The following is a 22,788-nucleotide window of genomic DNA, read 5'->3' as shown; positions in this document are numbered from 1 at the left end:
GCGCCGAAATCCACCGCGCGCCCAGCATCTGGCACCGACCCGAAGGAGGGAGCGGCGTGCTCGACCCGGCCCCGCGCTACACCGGATACACGTCCTACAGCTACCTGGAGGCAGGTACCGACTACCGGGAGTTCAAGCTCGCTCCGGAACTCGGCCGGGTGCCGGCGTACCAGGGCATCTCGCTGACGGACGGGCAGCGAGACCGGGTCCGCCGGCTGCTCGCCGACAACGTCGTGATCTCGCTGCACGACCACCCGTCGGTCTTCCCGGAGGAGATCGGCCAGACCGTCGACTACAACCGCACCGCCCGGCACCACACCGGGTACGCCGGACTGGCCCGCTCCGGCATGACCGCCGTCTTCGACAACATGATGGACGGCACCTGCTGCGTGACCAGCCAGATGGGCTGGAAGTGGACCGACGTCATCGCCGACCTGGGGATGCGGCTGTCCGACCTGGCCCACCAGGACTACCTGATCCGGGTGGAGCGGCTGGCCGACATCCACCACGCCCACGAGACCGGCCGGATGGGTCTGGTGCTGGCCACCGAGGCGGCCACGATGATCGAGAACGAGCTGGACCGGATCGACATGCTCTACGGCTTCGGCGTCCGGCAGATGGGCATCGCCTACAGCGAGGCGAACACCCTGGGCAGCGGGCTCAAGGAGCGTGGCGACGGCGGCCTTACCTACTTCGGCGAGAAGGCCGTACGCCGGATGAACAAGCTGGGCATCGCGATCGACGTGTCGCACTCCGGCGACCGTACCTCGGCCGACGTCATCGCCGCCTCCACCAAACCGATCTTCATCACGCACGCCGGATCGCGTACCGTCTGGCCCACCAACCGGATGAAGCCGGACGAGGTGATCCGGGCCTGCGCCGAGCGCGGCGGGGTGCTCGGCCTGGAGGCCGCACCGCACACCACGCTCTCGCCGGCCCACCCCGAGCACAGCATCGAGTCGGTGATGGACCACTTTGTGCACTGTGTCGACCTGGTCGGCATCGACCACGTGGCGTTCGGGCCGGACACCCTCTTCGGCGACCATGTCGGACTGCACGACACCTTCGCCGCACACCTGTCCATCGCCGAGGCGCACGGCCACGTCGAGCACCCCCGGGTGCCGTACGTGGACGGGCTGGAGAACCCGGCCGAGTGCTACTGGAACATCGTCTCCTGGCTGGTCAGCCACGACTATTCGGACGACGAGATCGGCAAGGTCCTGGGGGGCAACATCATGCGCGTCCTTGAGGAGGTCTGGCACTGATGCGTACATTCCGGCGCGCCCTCGCCGTGGCGGCGGGCGCGCTCTCGATAGGGCTGGCGGCGACCGCCTGCTCACCCAGTAACCCGGACAGCTCCGATGGCGGCGGCAGCGGCGGCTCGGCGGACCGGATCACGATCGGCACCACCGCCGACGTGCTCAACTACAACCCGCTGGTCGGCAACAGCCGTACCGACACCTGGGTCACCAACCTGATGTACCCCCGGCTGATGAGCATGGGGATGGACGGGGTGCGCTCGCCGTACCTGGCCAGCAAGTGGGAGTACACCGACGGCGGGCGCAAGGCGAAGTTCACGCTGCGGGACGACTTCACCTGGAGCGACGGGGAGAAGGTCACCGCCGACGACGTGGCGTTCACCATCGACGCCGTCGCCAAGGAGAAGATCGGCGTCGTCGCCGGGCTGATCTCGTCGTACCAGAAGTCCACGGTGATCTCCCCGACGGAGATCGAGTTCCAGCTCTCCCAGCCGGACGGCACCTTCCTGGAGAACGTCGGCTTCTGGATGCCGGTCGTCCCGGAGCACGTCTTCAGCAAGGTCGGCAGCGTGCAGAAGTTCGCGAACGACAAGGATTGGGTGTCGGCCGGGCCGTACAAGCTGACCACAGTGGAGCGGGGCCAGCGGTACGTGCTGGAGCGGATGGAGAACTTCCCGCTGGTCGAGGGCGGTCCGAAGACCAAGGAGGTGGTCTTCCGGGTCTTCCCCGACGTCAACACCGAGGCGCTGGCGCTGCGCAACGGCGACGTCGACCTGATCGCCAACGCGCTGCCGCCGCCGCTGGCCAAGACCCTGGAGGGCGACAGCAAGCTCAAGCTGGTCAAGGTGCCGTCGCTGGGCTGGGCGCACATGCAGTACAACACCGCCCGCGAGCCGCTGGACAAGCTGGAGGTACGCCAGGCGCTGGCCGCCGCGGTCGACTACGAGGCGATCCGCCGGGTGGCGTTGCAGGGCAAGGCGGTCTCGTCGAACTCCTCGGTGCTGACCCCGACGCTGAAGCAGTGGCAGGACCCGACCGCCAAGGAGTACGCGCACGACCCGGCCAAGGCGAAGTCGCTGCTCACCGGTGCGGGATTCTCCGACGGCAACGGGGACGGGTTGTTCGACGGGCTGAGCCTGCGGATGATCTACGACCAGGCCGACCCGAACATCTCCAAGTGGGCGCAGCTGGTCCGGGACTCCAGCAAGGAGGCCGGGATCGAGATCAAGCTGGAGGGTCTGGAGCGGAACACGTACGTCGAGAAGTACACCGCGCGGGACTACGACATCTACGCCGGCTCGTGGGCGATCATGGAGAACCCGCCGGCCAACCTGGCGCTGGCGTTCAAGTGCAAGGGCTTCATCAACTACGCCAACGCCTGCGACCCGGAGCTGGACGCCCTGATCGACCAGGCCCGGTCGCAGCTGGACCAGGCCGCCCAGAAGGGCCCGATCCAGCAGGCCGCGAAGATCATCACCGACAAGGTGTACGACAACGTGCTCTATGTCGAGGAGTTCACCATCGCGCACTCGGCGGAGTGGTCCAACTTCCTGGTCCAGCCGAGTGAGCTGCTCTCCATCGTCAACCCCGTCTCGGTGGCCCAGGCCACCAAGGGCTGACCAGTTCGACGCGGTCGGGGCGGGCCCGGTGTGACCGGCCCGCCCCGACGCCAAGCCAAGGGAGGAGAGAGACCATGCCCGCTGGCGCCCGGTTCGTCACCCGCCGCCTGCTGCGCGGCGTACTGACCATGTGGTTCGCGGTGACCGTGACGTTCTTCCTGCTCCGCCTGCTGCCCGGCGACCCGGCCCTGGCGGTGGCGGACCCGGGGATGACCGAGGAACTGCGGGCCGAGCTGCTGCGCGACTACGGCCTGGACCGGCCGCTGGCGGTGCAGTACTGGGAGTACCTGACCCAGCTCCTGCACGGCAACCTCGGGGTGTCGTTCCGGCAGAACCAGCCGGTGCTGGACATCCTGCTGGAGCGGCTGCCCTGGACCCTGCTGCTGGCCGGCTCCGCGCTGGTGGTGACGGTGGCGCTGGGCATCCCGCTCGGCGTGCTCGCGGCCACCCGGGCCAAGGGCACCCTGGACCGGCTGATCCAGGTCGGCGGCATCACCGGCCAGTCGCTCTTCATCCCGAGCATCGGGGTGTTCCTGCTCTACGTCTTCGGGGTGGTCTTCGGCATCCTGCCGATCGGCGGCGCGATGGACGACGACGTCTACGGGCTGGCCGCGTACGGCAGCATCGCGCTGCACCTGATCCTGCCCTGCCTGTCGCTGGTGCTGGTGCAGCTCGGCTCGTACGTGCTGACCCTGCGCAGCACGCTGATCGACGCGCTCGGCGAGGACTACTGCACGCTGGCCCGGGCCAAGGGGCTGCCGAACCGGAAGGTGGTCTGGCGGCACGCGCTGCGCAACGCGCTGCTGCCGACGACCACGCTGGTCGGGCTGCAACTGGGCTTCCTGGTCGGCGGGGCGGTGCTGACCGAGTCGATCTACGCGTACCCGGGGGTCGGCCGGGCCATCTTCGAGGCGGTCGGCCAGCTCGACTTCCCGGTGTTGCAGGGCGCGTTCCTGATGCTCGCGTTCGCGGTGATCGCCGCCAACCTGCTCACCGACCTCGCCTACGGACTGCTCGACCCGAGGGTGAGGACGTCATGACGACGACCGATGCGCTGATCCCGCCGTCGGGCGACGCGCCGCCGCCGGCCGCCGCCGGGACCCCGGCGGCCGGCGGGCTGCCGCCGTCGGAATCGGTGGGGCGGCAGACCTGGCAGTCGTTCCGGCGCAACCCGCTGGGCATGGTCAGCGCCGGAATCCTGCTGCTGCTCGGCCTGGTCGCGCTGGCCGCGCCGCTGATCGCCGACTACCCCAGCGGGTACGGCGAGGAGGTGCTCGCCGGCCCGGGGGCCGGGCACTGGTTCGGCACCGACGACCTGGGGCGGGACGTCTTCGCCCAGGTGGTCTGGGGGACCCGGGTCAGCATCGTGGTCGGCTTGGCGGCCAGCCTGCTGGCGATCGTCATCGGCGTGCTGGTCGGGGTCGCGGCGGCGTACTTCCGGCCGGCCGATCTGGTGCTCGGGGTGATCGTCGACGTCTCGCTCTCGCTGCCGGTGCTGCCGCTGATGATCCTGGTCGCCGCGCTGGCCGGGCCGAGCGTGCCGACCCTGGTGGTGGTGATCGCGGTCTTCAGTTGGCCCGAGGTGGCCCGGGTGGTCCGCTCCCAGGGACTGGCCGTGGTGCCGATGCCGTACGTCTCGGCGGCGCACGTGATCGGCGGCTCGCACCTGTGGATCATCCGCAAGCACGTACTGCCCGGCGTCGCGCCGGTGGTCGCCGTCTCGGTGGTGCTGACCACCTCCCGGGCGGTGCTCTCCGAGGCTGGGCTGTCGTTCCTCGGGCTCGGCGACCCGAACAGTTGGTCGTGGGGAACGATCCTGCACCAGGCGCAGCGCTCCGGCTCGCTCGCCACCGCCTGGTGGACCACGCTCTTCCCGTCGCTGGCCATCCTGCTGCTGGTGGTGGCCACCACCCTGCTCGCCGTGGCGTACAACGACGCCCGCAACCCGAGGACGAGGTGACGAGGCCGGTGCGACTGGCTGCTTCCTTCTACTCCGCCCTGCACGAGACCGTCCGGGCCGAACTGGACCGGGCCGGGCTGGACGCGCTGCTGCTGGACGATCCGCTCGACGTGGCGTACCTGACCGGGTTTTCGCACTTCCCGAACGAGCGCCCGGTCGCCGCCTACCTGGCCCGGGACGGCGCCGTACTGCTGCTGGTCCCGGACCTGGAGCGGGAGTACGCCGCCGACCAGCGGGCCGCCGCCGACCTGGTGGTCTATCCGGAGTTCCCCGGCGAGCGGAGCCCGTGGGCGGTGCTCCGGGACGCGGTGCCGGCCCCACCGGTCCGGGCCGGCTACGCCCCGTCCACCTCGGTCGCCCGGGTCGCCGGGATCGGCCGGGCCTTCCCCGGCACCGCCTGGGAGCCGAGCGACCTGGTCGGGACGCTGCGGCTGCGCAAGACCCCGGAGGAGATCGCCCTGCACGCCGAGGCGGCCCGGATCGCCGATGCGATGCTGGCCGAGGGCGTCCGGCTGGTCACCGACGCGGCGGCCGGTGGCGGCGAGCTGCCCACCGAGACGGAGCTGGCCGGGCACGTCACCCGGTACGGCGCGGCGCTGATGTACGCCGAGCACGACGACGTCGTGGTGGTGCCGATGCTCACCGGCGGCCTGGTCTACGGCGGACCGAACTCGGCCCAGCCGCACCGGCTGCCCGGCGGGGACCGGCTGCGGCACGGCGAGCCGTTCATGCTCTCGCTCGGCTGCGCGGTCGGCGGCCGGTTCGTGGAGAGCGAGCGGACCTTCCTGCTCGGTGAGCCGAGCGCCGAGCAGCGCCGCTACTACGAGGTGGTCCGCCAGGCGCAGCAGGTCGGCACCGAGGCGCTGCGCCCGGGCGTCCGGTGCGTGGACGCCAACCGGGCCTGCCTGGACGTGATCCGCCGGGCCGGGCTGGGCGAGTTCCTGCGGCACCGGCAGGGGCACGGGATCGGGCTCGGCTTCCACGAGCCGCCCTGGGTGGCCGACGGCGATGACACGGTGCTGGCGCCCGGCATGGTGCTCTCCAGCGAACCCGGGGTGTACGTGCCCGGACACGCCGGCTACCGGATCTCGGACACCGTACTGGTGACCGACGACGGGCCACGGCGGCTCACCAGCTATCCCCGGGACCTCGACGAGATCGTGATCGGAGCATGACCATGGAACCGACGATGGTGGAGATCAACGGCAACCGGCTCAACGTGCTGGTGCTGGGCGACGACGCGCCGGAGAAGCCGGTGATGATCGTGCACCACGGCGCGCCGGGGCTGGGCTCGATGGCGGAACCGAGGGCGTCGTTCGCGGCCTTCGCCGACGAGTACCGGGTGCTGGTCTTCGACGCCCGGGGTTCCGGGGCGAGCGAGGGGAACGGGCCGTTCACCCACCAGCAGTGGGCGGCCGACGTGGACGGGCTGCGGGAGTGGATCGGTGCCGAGCGGATCGTGATGGCCGGCGGCTCGTACGGCGGCTTCATCGCGATGGAGTACGCGATCCGCTATCCGGACCGGGTGGCCGCACTGGTGCTCCGGGACACCGCCGCCGACAACGCCAACCAGGAGCTGGCGCTGCGCAACGCGCTCGCCTCGGCGCGGGTGGAGATCGACCGGGTGAAGCTGGACCGGATCATGTCCGGCACGGTCCGGGACGACGACGACCTCCGGGACTGCTGGGCGGAGATCCTGCCGCTCTACGACCACGACCTGGACTGGGACAAGGTGCGGGAGCGGGTGGCGAACACGCCGTACCGGTACGCCACGCACAACTTCGCATTTGCCGTCAACCAGCCGAATTACGACATCAAGTCGTTGCTCCCGGGGATCTCCTGCCCGACCCTGGTCACCGTGGGTCGACATGACTGGATCACGCCGGTGGAGTGCAGCGAAACCATCGCCGGACTGATCCCGGACGCGAAACTGGTGGTCTTCGAGCACTCCGGGCACTCCCCGCAGTTGGAGGAGGCGGAGCGGTTCCAGCAGGTCGTCCGGGAGTTCCTGGCCGGCGTACCGGCGCCGCGGGCATGATCCCGGGCGAGATCTACGACCTCGATCCGACCGACCGGCGCATCGTCGCCGCGCTCCAGGTCAACGGCCGGGCGAGCTGGACGGAGATCGCCCAGCTCACCGGCACCTCGGTCACCACTGTGGCCCGCCGGGCGCAGCAGCTCTTCGCCGACGGGCTGGTCAAGGTCGCCGCCGCGCCGCAGCCCGGCGGCGGGCCGGCCGACCTGCTGATCGTACGGATCCGCTGCGCGGCGGGGAGCCAGCTCGCCGCCGCGCAGGCGCTGGCCGCGATGCCGGAGATCCGCTTCGTCGCACTGGTGACCGGGGTGTACGACCTGGTGGCCGAGGTACTGGTGCCGAAGGGGACCAGCCTGCACAGCGTGCTGCTCAACGGGTTGCAGAAGATCCCCGGGGTGCAGGGCAGCGTCGCCGACCTGAACCTGCACACCTACAAGTCGACCCACGAGTGGTCCCGGCACCTGCTCGGCACCGAACCCCAGCTCGTCGCCCCGCCACCGGTGCACGACTGCCCCCCGGCGCACCTCGACGAGCTGGACGAGCGGATCATCGCGGCGCTCCGCGAGGACGGCCGGAACAGCTTCCAGGCCGTGGCCGGCGGGTTGGGAGTCAGTGAGAGCACCGTACGGCGACGGTTCGAGTCGCTGTACAACGCGGGCTGCGTACAGGTGATCACGCTGGTCCCGGCGACGGCGCTCGGCTTCGAGGCGGAGATCTTCTTCTGGCTGTCGGTGGCGCCGTCCCGGCTCGACGGGGTGGCCCGGGAGCTGGCCGCGCTGCGCGGCGTCCGCTACGTCGCCGCGACGCTGGGCCAGGAGTCGCTGATGTGCGAGGTGATCCTGCCGACCCACGCCGACGTCTTCGAGTTCACCACCAAGACGCTCGGCGGGATCGACGGCATCCAGGCGTGGACCGCCGGGGTGCAACTGCTCACCGTCAAGCGGGGCTTCGTGATCACTCCGTGGGCCGCCCGGCGACTCGCCGCCCAGGGCATCGGCGGCGACGCCGTCCCGACCCAGCCGACCGGCGGTACCCCGGCCGGCAACGGCCGCGTCACCGCCCGCAACCGGCGTACGTCGGCCTGAGCCCGCGCGGCGCGTGGCCGGCGGGCGGCGTCACCAGGGGCCGAAGACCCGGTCGCCGGTGGCGGAGATCGCCGCGCAGAGTTCGCCGAGGTCGGCGCCGGTCGTCTCGGCCAGCGACCGGACGGTCAGCGGGATCAGGTACGACGCGTTCGGCCGTCCCCGGTGCGGCATCGGCGTCAGGTAGGGCGCGTCGGTCTCCACCAGGATCTGGTCCAGCGGGGTGATCCGGGCCGCCTCGCGCAGCCCGGCGGCGTTGCCGAAGGTGACCGTGCCGGCGAAACTCAGCAGGTAACCGCGCCGGACGCACTCGGCGGCGAACTCGGCGTCCCCGGAGAAGCAGTGCAGCACCACCGTCTCCGGGGCACCCTCCGAGTCGAGGATCCGCAACACGTCGGCGTGCGCGTCCCGGTCGTGGATCACCAGCGGCTTGGCGTACCGCTTGGCGATCGCGATGTGCGCCCGGAAGCTCGCCTCCTGGGCCGCCCGGCCCTCGTCACCGGTACGGAAGAAGTCCATCCCGGTCTCGCCGATCCCGCGTACCCGCTGCTCGGCGGCGAGGGACTCGATCTCCCGCAGCGCCTCGTCGAGGTCGGCCAGCCGGGGCGCCTCGTTCGGGTGCAGCGCCACCGTGGCGACCACCCCCGGCTGCCGCCGGGCCAGCTCGGCACCCCAGCGCGACGACGCCACGTCGACGCCGACCTGCACCAGCCGGTCCACTCCGACCCCGGCGGCCACCTCGACGGCCCCCGCCACCGGATCGTCCGGCCGGCCGTTCCACGGCGGGGTGCCCGCCTCGGCGAGGGTGATGTCCAGGTGGGTGTGGCTGTCGATCACCGGCCCGGGCAGTGGCTCCGGTACCGGTGGAAACTCCCCCGCCCGGCGGGCGGCCCGCGCACGGCGGCTCTCGGTCGGCTGCTGACTCATCGCCGCCAGCATCACATATCGGCGGGACGAGCCGGGCTCGGGCGTACCGGACGGGGGCGGTTCTGCGCGGGATCCGCCGAACCGGCGGTGAGGGGCGGCCGAACCGCCGCCGGCCGGCCAGCCGAACCGGCAGTTCGCGTTCGGGGCGGCGGGGCAACCCCGGTCGGTAACCCTCTGTTCACCGGGCCGGTACTGACCGGTCTTAGCGTCGGCGCGGTGAGCGTGTCCCCGCCGGCCAGTGCGGTGCCCGAGACGCCGGCCGGACTCCGGGTCCGGTACGGCGCAGCCGTGCACCCGGCCGAGGAACTCGCCCGGGGTGCCGCGTACGAGCTGTTCAGCACCGAGCCCGTGCCCGGCTTCGAGCGGGACCGCCGCCCCGACGCACGCTACCCGTACCACCGGTACGCGCACGCCAGCGAGGTCGGGGTGCTCCCCGGCGCCAGGGCGACCGGCGGTGGCGCCGGTCCGGGCGAGCGGGCGAACGGGCTCGGTGTCCCGGACACCCCGCTGACCGCACCGCTGCACCGGGTCTGGGGCTGGACGGACATCCACGGCCTCAGCCAGAGCCCGGCCGCGGCCGAGGACCCGGTGCTGGTCTCGGTACGCGAGTCGGCGACCGTGCGGCGGGGGAGCCAGATGGTCAAGGCGCTCTCCGCCCAGCAGTTCGCCGGTTTCCTGCTGCGCGGCTGGCTGCCGTACGGCTTCTGCTACCGCGAGTACGACGTGGCGCACCTGCGCACGCCGGCCGACCAGATGCTGCTGCGTACCGACTCGGAGGCGGGGCGGGCGGTGCCCGAGGTCGCGTACCTGCTGCGCTGGCGGGCGACCGACCCGATCGACTACGTCGCACCGCTGGCCCCCGAGCACGAGGGTCTGATGACGATGCCGCCGCACGACCGGGTCGGGCCGCCGGTGCTCGGCACCGGGTTCACCCCGAGTGGGCGGCACCTGATCCCGGAGTTCGTCACCCGGGACTTCGCCGACCTGCCGCTGCCGGCGAACGCCGCCCTGCTGGCGCACACCCCGGACGGGGACGAGGTGGTGCTCTACACGTACCAGCCGGAACAGCGCGGCTGGCTGCGGATGGCCGGGCCGCGCTGGCGGCACCTGCTGGCCGCGGTGCCCGGGGTCTCCCCCGACCAGGAGTACGTCTCGACCAGCGACGCCATCCGGTCCACCCTGCTGATCGGCGGATACCGGGGGCAGGAGCACGAGGCGGTCGCCGACCCGCCCGGCGAGTTCCGGGTGCTGGCGATGACCAGGTCGGCCCGCTATCCGGTGGATACCCTCACCCGCCGGGCCCGGTACGTCATCTGGCGCGACACCCGCTGCCTGGTGCTCCGCGAGGAGGGCGGCTGGCTGCGGGTACGGCTCTGCCGGCCCGACCCGGACAACGTCGCGGCGCTCGGCGCGCAGTGCTACGAGCGGGGCGTCTACGAGGCGTGGGCGCCGGCGGTCGAGGTGACCGACGACCAGCTCCTCGACGTGCCGTACGAAGTCTGAGAGAGCGTCGGTCTCAGGGCGGGTCAGCTCAGGCGCTCGAAGGTGAGGTCGAAGTCCTTCCGCCAGGTCTTGCCGGCGTCCTCGGATGCCTCCCAGCGGCCGAGGATCCGGTCCTGCTCGACGTCGGCGATGAAGCGCTGGTGGAAATCAGGATCCTCGCGGCTCATCGTCCAGTGCCCGCCGTCGAAGGTCATCGCGAACTGGCGGCAGACGCCGCGGTCGTCCTGGTAGAGCGCGACGAACCGGTCGTTCGGGTCGCTGCGTCCGAGGACGAGGCTCAGCTCGGAATGCGCGTGCCCGCCCCCGCCGAACTCCGACCGCACGACCAGTAACGACTCCCCGAGCCATTCGACGGTGCTGGTGCCCGGCACCGTGGTGCCCGGCGGTTCGAGGAACCAGGCGTCCGACAGCGTCGTCGTCCATTCGCCGACCAGCCCGTCGAGCTTCGCCATCTCGGTGTTGCGCATCGTCTCCTCCGATCGGTCCGCGTACCCGCGCTTCGCCCTGCCACGATCCCATGGCTCGACCAGAACGGCGGCGGAGGAGTCGGCGGCGCCGGGCGGTGACTTCCGGGTGTGGCGCCGAGCGGGCATTGTGGTCCCGGTGAGTGACGTCGCGCTCTACTTCCCGTACGTCAACCTTCCGGCGGACGAGTGGGTGAAGGCCGCCGCCCTGCACTGGCCCCAGCTCGGCCGGATCCGTCCGACCGGCTACTACGGCCTGCGCGACTCCGACACGGTCAAGCGACTCCGGGACGAACTCGACTTCATCATCGACGTACGGCCCGGCTTGGGCGGGCGGTCCTGGGTGGACACCGAGGTTCTCGAAAGGGTGGATGACGTCTACCTCGAGTGGGCCCGGCGGGTGGACACCCGGAACCAGGTCGACGCGCTGTTCTTCGATTTTCTCGACCGGCACCAGGACGAGCTGACCCCCCGGTACGGCGCCGAGGCACTCGGGGTCGAATCCCTGCACACCCGGGACGTGTACGACGAACTCCTGCCGACGGATCCCCGGCTGGAGAAGATTCATCCGGGCAAACTGTCGTACGGGCTGGCGCACCGGCTGGCGGAGGCCGGGTTGCTGATCTCCCGGAGCTACCAGTGGCGGCGCGCGTCCGACGGGAAGGTGCTGCACATCGCTGACCTGGCGGCGCACCGCCGCCTGGCCCGGCTGTACCTGGCGATCCTGGCTGACGTCGTCGCCCGGGAGAACGGGATGACGCCGATCACCGACCAGCCGCTGGCCTCCGCCGGCACCGCGGGCTGGACGGTCGAGGCGATGGCCCGGATCCTGCTCGGCGAGGAGACCGACCCGGCGCCGGAGGACCCGACGGGCTACAGCCACGCGTTCGCGGTGTTGGCCCTGGAGACGGTACTGCCGCGCGACCTCGCCGAGGTGCCGGTCGAGCGGATCATCGAGGCGCGACGGAGGCTGCTGCCGCAGTTGCTGCAATATCGCGAATTCCTCGACTCGCTCACCCCGGACTTCGTGGCGATCAGCGAGGTCCGGGACCCGGACGTGCGAGCGGCCAAACTCCGCAACCACGTGCAGAGCCGGATCGCCCATCCGCTCGAAGAGATGGAACGTACGCTCGGTCGGCTCGGCCTGGTGCCGGTCCGAGCCGTACTCAGTCTCCAAACGCTCGCGCCACCGGCCGCATTGGGTGTGCTGGCCAACGCCGTCCATTTTCCGCCCGTCGTCACCAGCGCGGGAGTGGTGGCGGGGTGCCTGATCGGGGCCGTGAGCAGCACGCTCGACCAGCGGAGGCAGGTCGTCGCCGGCCACCCTGCCGGCTATCTGTTGGAACTGCGACACGAACTGGGGCCTTCCGACACCGTCGCGCAGATCCGGTCGGCCATTCGGCGGGCGGTTCCCGAGCGACGAAGCCGCCGGTAACCTCTGCTCCCCGGCGATTTCGTGGCCTCGCGCCCGCATCAATACCGATAGCATCCTTGTCGATGACCGGAGCCGAAATCCATCCCGGCTGTCGGCGCTGGCGGCATGCCGATGCCGTGGTTCCACCGCACCCGGCCGCCATTCCTTTCCCCCGCCAGCGAGCCGGCATTTCATTCTGCAATCCCACGGCATTTCAGGAGAAGAGAAAGGTACGTCACCCATGGACCAGGAACGGACGACCGTGCCTCGCCGGCAACTCGGCCGCTATCTGCGTCGGCTGCGGGACGAGGGCGGCATGACGATCAAGACGGCCGGCGAGGCGATCGAATGCTCGACCGTGAAGATCTGGCGGATCGAGAGCGGACTTCAACAGGTCCGGACTCCCGACGTGAAGGCGCTCTGCGACGTCTACCAGGCGCCGCCGGAGCTGACGGAAACGCTGGTCAGCCTCGCACGGCAGACCGCCGACGGCTGGTGGCAGGCGTACGGCGACGCGATACCCGACTGGTTCGAGCTGTACGTCAGCATGGAGGAGCACGCCGAGCGGATCCGGCACTACGACGGCGAGTTGGTGCCGGGGCTGTTGCAGACCCGCCGCTACATGGAAGAGGTGATGCGGATCGGCCGGCCGGACTGGAGCGACGAGGACCGCGAGCGCCGGGTGGAGCTGCGGCTCAAGCGGCAGCGAATCCTCACCCGGACCCGTCCCGCCGCACCGCAGGTCGACGTCGTGCTGAGCGAGGCGGTGCTGCGCCGCCCGCTGGCCGACCACGCCGCGATGGTCGAGCAGCTTCACCACCTGACCGTGCTGAACCAGCGCCCCAACATCCGGCTCCGGGTGCTGCCGCTGGCCGTCGGGCCGCACCGCGCCTCGACCGGCGGTGCGTTCGTGATGCTCACCTTCCCGCAGCCGAGGCGGGACCGGAGCGAGCCGCCGATGGTCTACCAGGAGGGGCCGACCGGCGCCCTCTATCTCGACCGGCCGAAAGACATCGACGCCTACAACGCCATCTGGAAGGACCTCGCCCGGCTCGCCCTCCCGGAGGGAGAATCGAACGACGTGATCAGATCGTTCGCAGGGGAGAGACGATGACCGACCGAACCGAGCTGACCGGCGCCGCCTGGCACAAGAGCACCCGCAGCGGGGCGGAAGGCAACTGTGTCGAGGTCGCCGACAACCTCGCCGACCTGGTCGCCGTACGCGACAGCAAGGACCCGTACGGCCCGATCCTGACCTTCGCCGCCGGCCCCTGGCGCCAGTTCGTCCGGGGCGTCCGGCGGCACCCGCAGCGATAGTAGCGGTCGCCGAGGGGTGGTGCCGAGAGCACAAGCGGGGCAGCTCGACAGCCTTCGACGGGGACACCCCTTGGCGGGACATCGTCCCCGAGTTACCGGGTGGGTCAGGGCTTGCGGAACACCACGCCGCACTCCATGGAGCGCTGGTTCTCCGGGGGCGACTCCAGATAGGGCCGCAGCGGCTCGTCGACATGCGCCAACGTCGGCTGGTCGGGGTCGGGACGCCAGTCGACGACCTTCACCAGGCCCGGCTCCACCGACTCCGCACCGGTCAACCCGCGCATCAGCTCGACGACCTGCTCCGGGGTGCGGTTGCGCCAGGCCAGGCCGAGCCGTTTGGTCATCTCGTTGCCCTCGTCCACCGTCGCCTGGTCCACCCCGCACACCTGGGAGAACGCGAGGTAGCTGCCGGACGCGACGGCCTCCCACACGGTGCCGAGCATGTTCCGCAGTAACGTGTCATCGACGATGGAGTGTCCGATGGACAGGAACAGCGCGGCGACCGGCCGGGAGAAGTCGACCAACTTCCGCGTCTCCGGGTCGCCGAGAATCCGCTCCGGTTCGGTCATGTCCGCCGCGATCACGGTGGTGGTCCGGTCGTCAGCCAGCAGCGCCCGCCCGTGGGCCAGCACGATCGGGTCGTTGTCGACGTAGACGACGTGCGCGTCCGGCTGGAACTGCTGGGCCACCTGGTGCACGTTGGCCTGGGTCGGCAGCCCGCTGCCCATGTCGAGGAACTGCCGGATCCCGGCGTCCCGGGCCAGGAAGCGCACCAGCCGGTAGAGGAACAGGCGGTTGTTCCGGGCCTCGGTCACGCCCTCCGGGAACTGCTTGTGCACGGCCAGCACCGCCGCCCGGTCGACCGGGAAGTTGTCCTTGCCACCGAGGCAGTAGTCGTACATCCGCGCCGGGGTGGGCACGTCCTGCCGGATCTGAGGCTTACTTCCGTCATTCGGCGCGGTCACGACACCAGCTCCACGATCGACAACCGTCTCTGACTCGGGGGGAAGTGGAAAGACGGATCGTACCCGACCGGCTGGCTCAGCCGACGAGTCGGGCGAGTTCCTCGTCCACGATCGACGGGTCGAGCTTGCGGAAGACCGGCTTCGGCGCGGCCAGTGCCCGCCCCGCCTCGACCGGTACCGACTCCCATCGCGCCCCGACCGTGTAGTCCCCGGTCAGCACCGGGTACGACGGCCCGCCGTCCAGGTCGTCGACCTCCACGATCGACGGCATCGGCGCGTGTACCCCGGTGCCGCCGAGCAGCTCGTGCACCTGCTGCGCCGAGTGCGGCAGGAACGGGGTGAGCAGCGTGTTGGCGTCGCTGACCACCTGGAGCGCGACGTGCAGGATGGTGCCCATCCGAGGCTTGTCGGCCTCGCCTTTCAGCTTCCAGGGGGCCTGCTCGGAGAGGTACTTGTTGGCCTCGGCGACCACCCGCATCGCCTCGCCGATCGCCTGCTTCTGCCGGTGCTTGGAGATCAGGTCGCCGACGATGCCGAACCCGGCCCGCGCGGTGGCGAGCAGCGCCTCGTCGGCCTCGGTCAGCCCGGCCGGGTCGATCGGCGGGATCGCGCCGAAGTTCTTCGCGGCCATCGAGATCGACCGGTTGACCAGGTTGCCCCAGCCGGCGACCAGCTCGTCGTTGTTGCGGCGCAGGAACTCCGCCCAGGTGAAGTCGGTGTCCTGGCTCTCCGGGCCGGCGACGGCGATGAAGTAGCGCAGCGCGTCCGCGTCGTACCGGGCCAGGAAGTCGCGTACGTAGATCACGACCTGCCGGGACGAGGAGAACTTCTTCCCCTCCATGGTCAGGAACTCGCTGGAGACCACCTCGGTCGGCAGGTTGAGCCGGCCCAGGTCGCCGGGCTCACCGCCCCGGTCGCCCTCGCCGTCGTAGCCGAGCAGCAGCGCCGGCCAGATCACCGAGTGGAAGACGATGTTGTCCTTGCCCATGAAGTAGTAGCCCCGGGCGTCCTTGCCCTGGGCGTCCGCCGCCCACCAGCGCCGCCACGCCTCCGGGTCGCCGGAGCGCCGCGCCCACTCGATGGACGCGGACAGGTAGCCGATCACCGCGTCGAACCAGACGTAGATCCGCTTGTCGCTGCGGTCGCGCCAGCCCTCCAGCGGAATCGGTACGCCCCACTCCAGGTCCCGGGTGATCGCCCGGGGCTGGAGGTCGTCCAGCAGGTTCCGGGAGAAGCGCAGCACGTTCGGCCGCCACCCCTCCCGGGTGTCCAGCCACTTCGCCAGCGCCTGGGCGAAGGCCGGCAGGTCGAGGAAGAAGTGCTCGGTCTCGACGAACTGCGGTGTCTCGCCGTTGATCTTGGATCGGGGGTTGATCAGGTCGATCGGGTCGAGCTGGTTGCCGCAGTTGTCGCACTGGTCACCCCGGGCATGGGGGTAGCCGCAGATCGGGCAGGTGCCCTCGATGTAGCGGTCCGGCAGGGTACGGCCGGTGGACGGCGAGATCGCCCCCATGGTGACCTTGGGCACGATGTAGCCGTTGCGGTGCAGCGTCTCGAACAGCTCCTGCACCACCGCGTAGTGGTTGCGGGTGGTGGTCCGGGTGAAGAGGTCGTAGGAGAGGCCGAGCCCGTGCAGGTCCTCGACGATCACCCGGTTGTAGCGATCAGCCAGTTCGCGCGGGGTGACCCCCTCCTTGTCCGCCTGCACCTGGATCGGCGTGCCGTGCTCGTCGGTGCCGCTGACCATGAGTACGTCGTGCCCGGCCATCCGCATGTACCGGCTGAACACGTCGGAGGGGACCCCGAAGCCGGAGACGTGGCCGATGTGGCGCGGGCCGTTGGCGTACGGCCAGGCAACCGCCGCGAGAACGTGACTCATGAGAAGCAAGCCTAGTGACCACCCTCCGAGTACCGCGAACCAACGCCGTACCCCGGGCCGACGGCGCCGGTAGGGGGCTGGCCGGCGGCCCGCCATCGACGGGTGTTTAGCGGAAAGATCACTCAACCTGCCAATATTCAGACTGATATCCGACTTTTTTCTCCTTCGACACGCCTGTGCGGCTGCCCTGGCGAGTCCGAGCAGCGTTGTCCAATGGACGGGTGACGGGCCAGGAGGGTGGGCAGCCAGCAGCGGAAACGCGCCCTTCCGAGACCCAGCCCGGCCCGACGGCACCCGCCCAGCCCGGTCCGCCGACACCCGCCGGGACCGCGTCCGGACAATCACCCACCGGGCCGGTCCAGCCCGCCGAGGCCACCGACAATCCGGCCGCCGAGGCGGGACCGGCGCCGCAGCAGCGGCCGGCCCCGGCGTACGAGCCGGCTCCGGCCAGACCGTTCCGGGGTGCCACACCCGCACTCGGCTCCGCCTGGCTCGGTGCCCCCGGCACGCTCGCCGGCCCGTCCGGTATCGAGCCGACCACGGGCGCCCCGCTCGCGATGCTGCCCCGGCGGGCGCCCCGGGCCACCGCACCGACCTGGAGCGGACCGACCGGGTCGCTACCGACCGCCGCACCGGGAACGGATCCGGAAGCGGCCGAGGAGGACGACTTCTGGCTGCCGATCGAGGAGGTCCACTGGGACGGCACGCCCGTGCAGCCGACTCCCCGGACCTGGTACGGCCGGCCGAAGGACCCGGCCGCGGCCGCGACCCGGCGGCGGGTGCCGCGACCGCCGAAGCCGCCGCGGAACCCGGCGCTCGGGCTCGCCGGGGTGATCCTCTGCTCCCTGGTCGCCAGCTTCTTCGCCTGGGTCAGTGCCGAGCCGTTCTGGCTCGCCGTCGGCCACGGCGAGCTGGGTACGGCGACGGTGCAGACCTGCACCGGGCACGGGCTCGGGCAGCACTGCCGGGGCACCTTCAGCGCCGACAGCGGCTCGGTGCGGGTCCACGACATCCGGCTGGTCGACGTCGGCGCGGCGCACCGCGAGTTCGGCAGCCGGTTCACGGCCCGGATGACCGGGGCGGACAGCGGGAAGGCGTACGTCGGCGCGGGCACCGGACTACTGCACCTGCGCTGGGTACTCGGCTTCGGGATGGTGCTGCTGTGCTGCGTGGGAGCCGGTTGGACCAGCGGGGCGCTGCGACTGGTCGAGCGGCGCAACCGGCACACCGCGGCCCTGGTGAGCGTCGCCGGCCCGCTGCTGCTCGCCGCCGGGTTCCTGGCCGGCGCCTACTGACCCCCGCTGGCGCCGGCCGACGCGTCAGCTCGACGCCGGGGGGTGCACGGCGTTGTAGACGTCCCGGCGGCGCAGGCCGTACTCGGTGGCGACCGCGGTGATGGCGTCGCGTCGGGACGTACCCCCGGCCTCCAGGTCGGCGACCGCGGCCCGCAGGTCCGCGACGGCCGGGACCGGCGCGGCGACCGCCGGGGCACCCGCCACCACCAGGGTGATCTCGCCGCGCGGCTCGCCGGTGGCGGCCCAGGTCGCCAGCTCGCCGAGCGGGCGGCGCAGCACCTCCTCGTAGGTCTTGGTCAGCTCCCGACAGAGCGCCGCCGGCCGGTCGGTGCCGAACGCGGCCGCCAGGTCGGCGAGCGCGCCGGCCACCCGGTGCGGCGCTTCGAAGAAGACCAGCGTCCGCTCCTCGGCGGCGAGCGCCCGCAGCCGGGCCCGGCGCGGGCCGCCGGTGCGGGGCAGGAACCCCTCGAAGCAGAACCGGTCGGTGGGCAGGCCGGAGAGGGCGAGCGCGGTGGTGACCGCGCTCGGGCCGGGCGCCACGGTGACCGGGGCGCCCGCGTCGAGCGCGGCCCGGACCAGCCGGTAGCCGGGGTCGGAGACGCTCGGCATCCCGGCGTCGGTCACCAGCGCCACCAGCGCGCCGTCGAGGACGGCGTCGACCAGGTCCGGGGTACGGCGCTCCTCGTTGCCCTCGAAGTACGACACGATCTTGCCGGTGATGGTGACGTCCAGGTCGCGGGCCAGCCGGGTGAGCCGGCGGGTGTCCTCGGCGGCGACGACGTCGGCCTGCCCGAGGGCGTCCCGCAGCCGCGCCGAGGCGTCGCCGGGGTTTCCGAGCGGCGCTCCGAGCAGGATCAGCCGGCCGTTACCGGGCGATTTTTCCACCGACCGACTCCTTCATCGATACCTGTCATCGCACATAGCGAGCGTCGTGCCCCGTTTCACACCATCGCAGCCTACGATCACGGGGTGACTCTGGCGTCGACAGCGCAGACCGAGAGCCCGGGCACCGCCGGGCCGCCGGCAGGCCCGGTGGTCGAGGTGGTCTCGGCCACCCCGGCCGGGACAGCCACGACCGAGCGCCCCGAGCGCCCCAACGGGGGCGTACCCGGGATCATCAGACGCCGGCTGGCCCCGTTCGACGCCCGGCTCGAACCGTGGTCCTGGCTGGCCACCGCCGTGGTGGTGCTGATCGCCGGCATCCTCCGCTTCGTCGGGCTGAGCAACCCCAAGGGCAAGATCTTCGACGAGATCTACTACGCCACCGACGCGCACAACCTGCTGCTGCGCGGCGTCGAATGGGACGAGAAGAACAATACCGCCGCGTACGTGGTGCACCCGCCGCTCGGCAAGTGGATGATCGCGATCGGCGAGCAGATCTGGGGCTACAACGAGCTGGGCTGGCGGTTCTCCGCCGCGGCGATCGGTACGCTCTCCGTCCTGCTGCTGATCCGGATCGCCCGCCGGATGTTCCAGTCGACCGTGCTCGGCTGCACCGCCGGGCTGCTGATGGCGCTGGACGGCTTCCACCTGGTGCTCTCCCGCACCGCGCTGCTCGACATCTTCCTGATGTTCTTCGTGCTGGCCGCGTTCGGCGCCCTGGTGGTGGACCGGGACGTCCGGCGGAAGCGCTGGCTGCGGGCGATCGAGTCCGGCCTCGACCCGAGCCAGCCGGGGCGACGCAACCGGCCGCCGTTCCGGTGGTCCGACGGGGTGCCGTGGTGGCGGCTGCTCGCCGCCGTGATGCTGGGCTGTGCCTTCGGGGTGAAGTGGAGCGCACTGTACTTCGTACCGGTGTTCGCGCTGCTGGTCGTGCTCTGGGAGGTCGGCGCCCGCCGTTCCGCCGGGGTACGCCGGCCGTGGCGGGACACCTTCCTCGACGAGGGGCTCTGGCTACTCGGCGCCGGGGTGCTGATCGGGCTCGTCTACCTCGCGACCTGGTCGGGCTGGTTCGCCAGCGACAACGGCTACTTCCGGAACTGGCGGGCCGACACCGGCCAGTCCAGCCTGCCGATCATCGGCAGCCTGCAGAACCTGTGGCACTACCACGAAGAGGCGCTCAAGTTCCATTCCGGCCTCGACGACAAACACGTCTACCAGTCCTGGCCCTGGCAGTGGCTGCTGCTCGGCCGGCCGGTCGCGTTCCACTGGTCCGACCAGGGCGCCTGCGGGGCTCCGAGCTGCGCCTCGGAGATCCTGCTGCTCGGTACCCCGATCCTGTGGTGGTCGTTCCTGCCGGCGCTGGCCGCGGTCGCCTGGCTGGGCCTGGCCCGGCGGGACTGGCGGCCCCTGGCCATCCTGCTGCCGGCGGCGGCCGGTCTGCTGCCGTGGTTCTGGTTCGCGCTGGACGGCCGGACGATGTTCTTCTTCTACGTCGCGCCGGTGGTGCCGTTCATGATCCTGGCCGTGACCTACGTGCTGGGCGCGATCATCGGCCCGGCCCGGGCACCGGCGCCAGCGGGCGCCCCGGCCGGCGGTGATCCGCCCGCCGCATCGGCCGGCGACGGTGGCCAGGGCGGGCGGACCAGTGACCGCCGCATGATCGGCGCGATCGTCGCCGGCACGTACGTGCTGCTGGTGGCGATCTGCTTCGCCTACTTCCATCCGATCTTCGTGGGGCAGATCCTGCCGTACGCGGAGTGGTCGAGCCGGATGTGGCTCGGCAACCGCTGGATCTGACCCCTTCGGCACAGCCGACCGAGACGGCCGGGCGGCGCACGCTCCGTGCCCGCGCCGGCCGCTCCGTCTCGACGGTCCCGGTCGTCTCGACAATCCCGGCCGTCTCGACGGTCCCGGCGTGCCGCTCGCACCGTGATGGTGCGATCCGACGACGATCTGACGGCGCGGTTCCATGATGGACGACCGGGAGGAACGTGGACGATCGCAGGAACGGCTAGGCGTGCGTGGTCGCCCCGGGGCGCCTCGTGGCCGGTGCGCGGGGCACGGCGGACGGCGCTGGCAGGAAGGCTGGTCGGGCCACGGCAAGGCCCGGACATAGGTGCGCGCCCCGATCGCCTGCCACGGGGGAAGCGGGCGATTGGGGCGCGCACCAAGGAGCTTAACCACCCTGGATCAGTGGCACAACGGGTGGTGTTAAGTCAGATTTCCGACCGACGCACCGCCGAACACAACGGGCGTATGGGGCAGAGTACTCGGACGGGCATCAGCCACCCGATCGACCGGCCCCGGCCGGCCATCTGAACCGGCCCGAAGCGGGGCCGCCACCGCTCGCTCCCGGGCCGGGACCGGCACCCGCCTGCCACCGGGCGGCTCCCCCGTTCACAGGATGCCGACTCCGCCGATCATCAGGCCAACCCGCCGGAACGACCCGACATTGAAGTGACCGAATAGCGGTCCTGTCGGTAGTTGACGTCGATAGGCACACTGTTGCGGTGACCGGACCACTGCGTTCAGGATTCACCCCGACACCGACCCGGCTGGTCGTGGTCGGCCTGGTGGCCGTGCTCGGCCTCACCTCCTGTGATCTGGGCGGCGACGCGCCTGCCACCGGCCCGAGTTGGTCGGGCAGCGCCAGCCCGACCCCGGGCGGCGTGGGTGCCGCCAAACCCACCGCGTTCACCGGCTGGTCGGATCCGGCCCTCGTCGGCAAGCCGTACGGCACCAAGGTGGACGGCCTGCTCACCTTCCGGGGCAATCCGACCCGGACCTACTACGGCACCGGGCCGATGCCCCGGACGACCCCGGCGCGGCAGTGGCAGTTCCCGCGCAGCGGTGGCCTGTGTGGGGAGTCGACCGACGAGAAGGGCACCCGGGTCTGGTGCGGTACGGGCTGGACCGGCCAACCCGCCGTCTTCGAGCGGGACGGGCGGACCTGGGTGGTCTTCGGGGCGTACGACCACAAGATCCATTTCTTGGACGGCGAGACGGGCGAGCGGATCCTGCCGGACTTTCCGACCGGCGACATCATCAAGGGCTCGGTCACCGTCGACCCGGACGGGTTTCCGCTGGTCTACTCCGGATCGCGGGACAACTACTACCGGGTGATCGCGATCGACCGGGGCAGGCCGACCGAGCTGTGGAAGCTGTCGGCGCGGGCGGTCTCGCCGACGATGTGGAACGACGACTTCGACGGTGCCGGCCTGATCCTCGACGACTACCTCTTCCTCGGCGGCGAGAACAGCCAGTTCCACATCGTCAAGCTCAACCGGAGGTACGCCGCCAACGGCAAGGTCACGGTCAAGCCGAAGCTGGTGTTCAACACCCCCGGCTGGGACGCCCAACTCCTCCGCGACGTGGACGACCGGATGGTCTCGATCGAGAACTCCGTGGCGATCTCCGGCAACGTGGTCTACTTTGCCAACTCCGGCGGGTTGGTGCAGGGCTGGGACATCAGCGGTCTGAAGCAGGGGCGCAAGCCCAAGCGGGTGTTCCGGTTCTGGACCGGTGACGACACCGACGCCTCGATCGCGGTCGACGAGACCGGCGCGCTCTACGTCGGCTCGGAGTACGAGCGGGGCACCGCCCGGTCGAAGCAGGTCGGGCAGATGATGAAGCTCGACCCCAAGCGCAAGGGCAACCCGAGCGTCTGGCACGTCGACGACCACGCCCGCAAGCCGGCCGGCATCTGGGGCAGCCCCGCCCTGCACAGGGACATCGCGATCTTCGACACCCAGGGCGGCGAGGTGCTCGGCGTCGACCGGGCGACCGGGGCCGTACGGTGGCGGTTCGAGCTGCCCGGCCCGACCTGGCAGTCGCCGGTGGTGGTCGACGACGTACTGGTGATCGGGGACTGCAACGGCACGCTGCACGGGTACGACGTCGCCGACACCACGGCCGCACCGAAGCCACTGTGGAAGGTCAAGCTGGGCGGCTGCATCGAGTCGACTCCGGCGGTCTGGCGAGGGCGGATCTACGTCGGCACCCGGGCCGGCGCGTTCCACGCCATCGCGGCCCGCTGAGCCGGTCGACACCGCAGACCGGCCCGGGGCCTCCGGACGATTCGACGGCCACGAGAACCAGAGGTGAACGAGAAGAAAGAAACCTACACAGCTACTTTCGCGCGGCGCAGGTATCTGCCAACCTGACATCTACATTTGCCTATGTCGGGA

19 protein-coding genes are annotated in these 22,788 nt (G+C 71.1%); 14 read left to right on the top strand and 5 right to left on the bottom strand.

Going from position 1 to position 22,788, the window contains the following annotated elements; translation table 11 throughout:
• Positions 1-56: 56 nt before the first annotated feature.
• The 7 genes from ACSMXO_RS04110 (at position 57) to ACSMXO_RS04080 (ending at position 7,958) form a co-directional block, all read left to right on the top strand.
• The gene (locus tag ACSMXO_RS04110) at positions 57-1,265 is read left to right on the top strand and encodes a dipeptidase (RefSeq protein WP_346259800.1); all 1,209 of its coding nucleotides are present in this window, start codon (positions 57-59) and stop codon (positions 1,263-1,265) included.
• Positions 1,265-2,878 carry an ABC transporter substrate-binding protein gene (locus ACSMXO_RS04105; RefSeq protein WP_455416735.1) on the top strand — a complete coding sequence of 538 codons (1,614 nt, stop codon included), beginning with the start codon at positions 1,265-1,267 and terminating at the stop codon, positions 2,876-2,878. The genes ACSMXO_RS04110 and ACSMXO_RS04105 overlap by 1 nt, the downstream gene beginning before the upstream one ends.
• Positions 2,879-2,952: 74 nt before the next feature.
• Positions 2,953-3,918 (top strand): ABC transporter permease, encoded by a 966-nt coding sequence (locus tag ACSMXO_RS04100; RefSeq protein ID WP_346259802.1) that lies wholly within the window; start codon positions 2,953-2,955, stop codon positions 3,916-3,918.
• Positions 3,915-4,838, top strand: coding sequence for an ABC transporter permease (locus ACSMXO_RS04095; protein WP_455416734.1), 924 nt, complete (start codon positions 3,915-3,917; stop codon positions 4,836-4,838). The genes ACSMXO_RS04100 and ACSMXO_RS04095 overlap by 4 nt, the downstream gene beginning before the upstream one ends.
• Before the next feature lie 8 nt (positions 4,839-4,846).
• Positions 4,847-6,013 (top strand): M24 family metallopeptidase, encoded by a 1,167-nt coding sequence (locus ACSMXO_RS04090; protein WP_346259804.1) that lies wholly within the window; start codon positions 4,847-4,849, stop codon positions 6,011-6,013.
• Complete coding sequence (locus ACSMXO_RS04085; RefSeq protein ID WP_455416733.1) at positions 6,010-6,876, top strand: alpha/beta fold hydrolase; 867 nt, start codon at positions 6,010-6,012, stop codon at positions 6,874-6,876. Before ACSMXO_RS04090 ends, ACSMXO_RS04085 begins: the two co-directional genes overlap by 4 nt.
• Entirely contained in the window at positions 6,873-7,958 is a 1,086-nt protein-coding gene (locus ACSMXO_RS04080; RefSeq protein ID WP_346259806.1) for an Lrp/AsnC family transcriptional regulator, read from the top strand. The genes ACSMXO_RS04085 and ACSMXO_RS04080 overlap by 4 nt, the downstream gene beginning before the upstream one ends.
• A gap of 30 nt (positions 7,959-7,988) precedes the next feature.
• Here the strand turns inward: ACSMXO_RS04080 and ACSMXO_RS04075 are convergent, their stop codons facing one another.
• Complete coding sequence (locus tag ACSMXO_RS04075; protein WP_455416732.1) at positions 7,989-8,894, bottom strand: TatD family hydrolase; 906 nt, start codon at positions 8,892-8,894, stop codon at positions 7,989-7,991.
• A gap of 204 nt (positions 8,895-9,098) precedes the next feature.
• Between ACSMXO_RS04075 and ACSMXO_RS04070 the strand changes: the two genes are divergently transcribed.
• A complete protein-coding gene (locus ACSMXO_RS04070) occupies positions 9,099-10,385 on the top strand; it encodes a hypothetical protein (RefSeq protein ID WP_455416731.1) in 1,287 nt (428 codons plus the stop codon).
• Positions 10,386-10,408: 23 nt separating this feature from the next.
• On the opposite strand, the gene ACSMXO_RS04065 is transcribed toward ACSMXO_RS04070, so the two are convergent.
• On the bottom strand, positions 10,409-10,852 hold the full coding sequence (locus ACSMXO_RS04065; RefSeq protein WP_346259809.1) for a hypothetical protein: 444 nt from the start codon (positions 10,850-10,852) through the stop codon (positions 10,409-10,411).
• A gap of 136 nt (positions 10,853-10,988) precedes the next feature.
• On the opposite strand from ACSMXO_RS04065, the gene ACSMXO_RS04060 reads away from it, so the two are divergent.
• The 3 genes from ACSMXO_RS04060 to ACSMXO_RS04050 all read left to right on the top strand — a co-directional run bounded on the left by ACSMXO_RS04060 (position 10,989) and on the right by ACSMXO_RS04050 (position 13,580).
• The gene (locus ACSMXO_RS04060; RefSeq protein WP_455416730.1) at positions 10,989-12,284 is read left to right on the top strand and encodes a DUF6236 family protein; all 1,296 of its coding nucleotides are present in this window, start codon (positions 10,989-10,991) and stop codon (positions 12,282-12,284) included.
• Positions 12,285-12,504: 220 nt separating this feature from the next.
• On the top strand, positions 12,505-13,377 hold the full coding sequence (locus tag ACSMXO_RS04055; protein ID WP_455416729.1) for a helix-turn-helix domain-containing protein: 873 nt from the start codon (positions 12,505-12,507) through the stop codon (positions 13,375-13,377).
• A complete protein-coding gene (locus ACSMXO_RS04050; RefSeq protein WP_455416728.1) occupies positions 13,374-13,580 on the top strand; it encodes a DUF397 domain-containing protein in 207 nt (68 codons plus the stop codon). Before ACSMXO_RS04055 ends, ACSMXO_RS04050 begins: the two co-directional genes overlap by 4 nt.
• Before the next feature lie 104 nt (positions 13,581-13,684).
• Here the strand turns inward: ACSMXO_RS04050 and ACSMXO_RS04045 are convergent, their stop codons facing one another.
• Both ACSMXO_RS04045 and metG read right to left on the bottom strand, forming a co-directional pair.
• Positions 13,685-14,545: an SAM-dependent methyltransferase gene (locus tag ACSMXO_RS04045; RefSeq protein WP_455416727.1), complete on the bottom strand. Its 861-nt coding sequence runs from the start codon at positions 14,543-14,545 to the stop codon at positions 13,685-13,687.
• 76 nt (positions 14,546-14,621) lie between these two features.
• Complete coding sequence (gene metG, locus ACSMXO_RS04040) at positions 14,622-16,424, bottom strand: methionine--tRNA ligase (RefSeq protein WP_455416726.1); 1,803 nt, start codon at positions 16,422-16,424, stop codon at positions 14,622-14,624.
• A 221-nt stretch (positions 16,425-16,645) separates the two neighbouring features.
• On the opposite strand from metG, the gene ACSMXO_RS04035 reads away from it, so the two are divergent.
• Positions 16,646-17,719: a hypothetical protein gene (locus ACSMXO_RS04035; RefSeq protein ID WP_455416725.1), complete on the top strand. Its 1,074-nt coding sequence runs from the start codon at positions 16,646-16,648 to the stop codon at positions 17,717-17,719.
• A 24-nt stretch (positions 17,720-17,743) separates the two neighbouring features.
• Here ACSMXO_RS04035 and rsmI read toward each other — a convergent pair whose 3' ends face one another.
• Positions 17,744-18,604, bottom strand: a complete 861-nt coding sequence (gene rsmI / locus ACSMXO_RS04030; protein WP_455416724.1) for a 16S rRNA (cytidine(1402)-2'-O)-methyltransferase — start codon at positions 18,602-18,604, stop codon at positions 17,744-17,746.
• Between the two features lie 147 nt (positions 18,605-18,751).
• On the opposite strand from rsmI, the gene ACSMXO_RS04025 reads away from it, so the two are divergent.
• Together ACSMXO_RS04025 and ACSMXO_RS04020 are read left to right on the top strand one after the other, a co-directional pair.
• A complete protein-coding gene (locus ACSMXO_RS04025) occupies positions 18,752-20,398 on the top strand; it encodes a dolichyl-phosphate-mannose--protein mannosyltransferase (RefSeq protein WP_455419164.1) in 1,647 nt (548 codons plus the stop codon).
• A gap of 713 nt (positions 20,399-21,111) precedes the next feature.
• Positions 21,112-22,638 (top strand): outer membrane protein assembly factor BamB family protein, encoded by a 1,527-nt coding sequence (locus ACSMXO_RS04020; protein WP_455416723.1) that lies wholly within the window; start codon positions 21,112-21,114, stop codon positions 22,636-22,638.
• Positions 22,639-22,788: the final 150 nt, after the last annotated feature.

Source organism: Plantactinospora sp. DSM 117369, assembly GCF_053764795.1.
This window is presented reverse-complemented; position numbering and strand designations above follow the sequence as displayed.

Coding starts and splice junctions, on each gene's coding strand:
- ACSMXO_RS04105 (WP_455416735.1), top strand. CDS start 1,265: ATGCGTACATTCCGGCGCGCCCTCGCCGTGGCGGCGGGCGCGCTCTCG.
- ACSMXO_RS04100 (WP_346259802.1), top strand. CDS start 2,953: ATGCCCGCTGGCGCCCGGTTCGTCACCCGCCGCCTGCTGCGCGGCGTA.
- ACSMXO_RS04095 (WP_455416734.1), top strand. CDS start 3,915: ATGACGACGACCGATGCGCTGATCCCGCCGTCGGGCGACGCGCCGCCG.
- ACSMXO_RS04085 (WP_455416733.1), top strand. CDS start 6,010: ATGACCATGGAACCGACGATGGTGGAGATCAACGGCAACCGGCTCAAC.
- ACSMXO_RS04080 (WP_346259806.1), top strand. CDS start 6,873: ATGATCCCGGGCGAGATCTACGACCTCGATCCGACCGACCGGCGCATC.
- ACSMXO_RS04075 (WP_455416732.1), bottom strand. CDS start 8,894: ATGCTGGCGGCGATGAGTCAGCAGCCGACCGAGAGCCGCCGTGCGCGG.
- ACSMXO_RS04065 (WP_346259809.1), bottom strand. CDS start 10,852: ATGCGCAACACCGAGATGGCGAAGCTCGACGGGCTGGTCGGCGAATGG.
- ACSMXO_RS04055 (WP_455416729.1), top strand. CDS start 12,505: ATGGACCAGGAACGGACGACCGTGCCTCGCCGGCAACTCGGCCGCTAT.
- ACSMXO_RS04050 (WP_455416728.1), top strand. CDS start 13,374: ATGACCGACCGAACCGAGCTGACCGGCGCCGCCTGGCACAAGAGCACC.
- metG (WP_455416726.1), bottom strand. CDS start 16,424: ATGAGTCACGTTCTCGCGGCGGTTGCCTGGCCGTACGCCAACGGCCCG.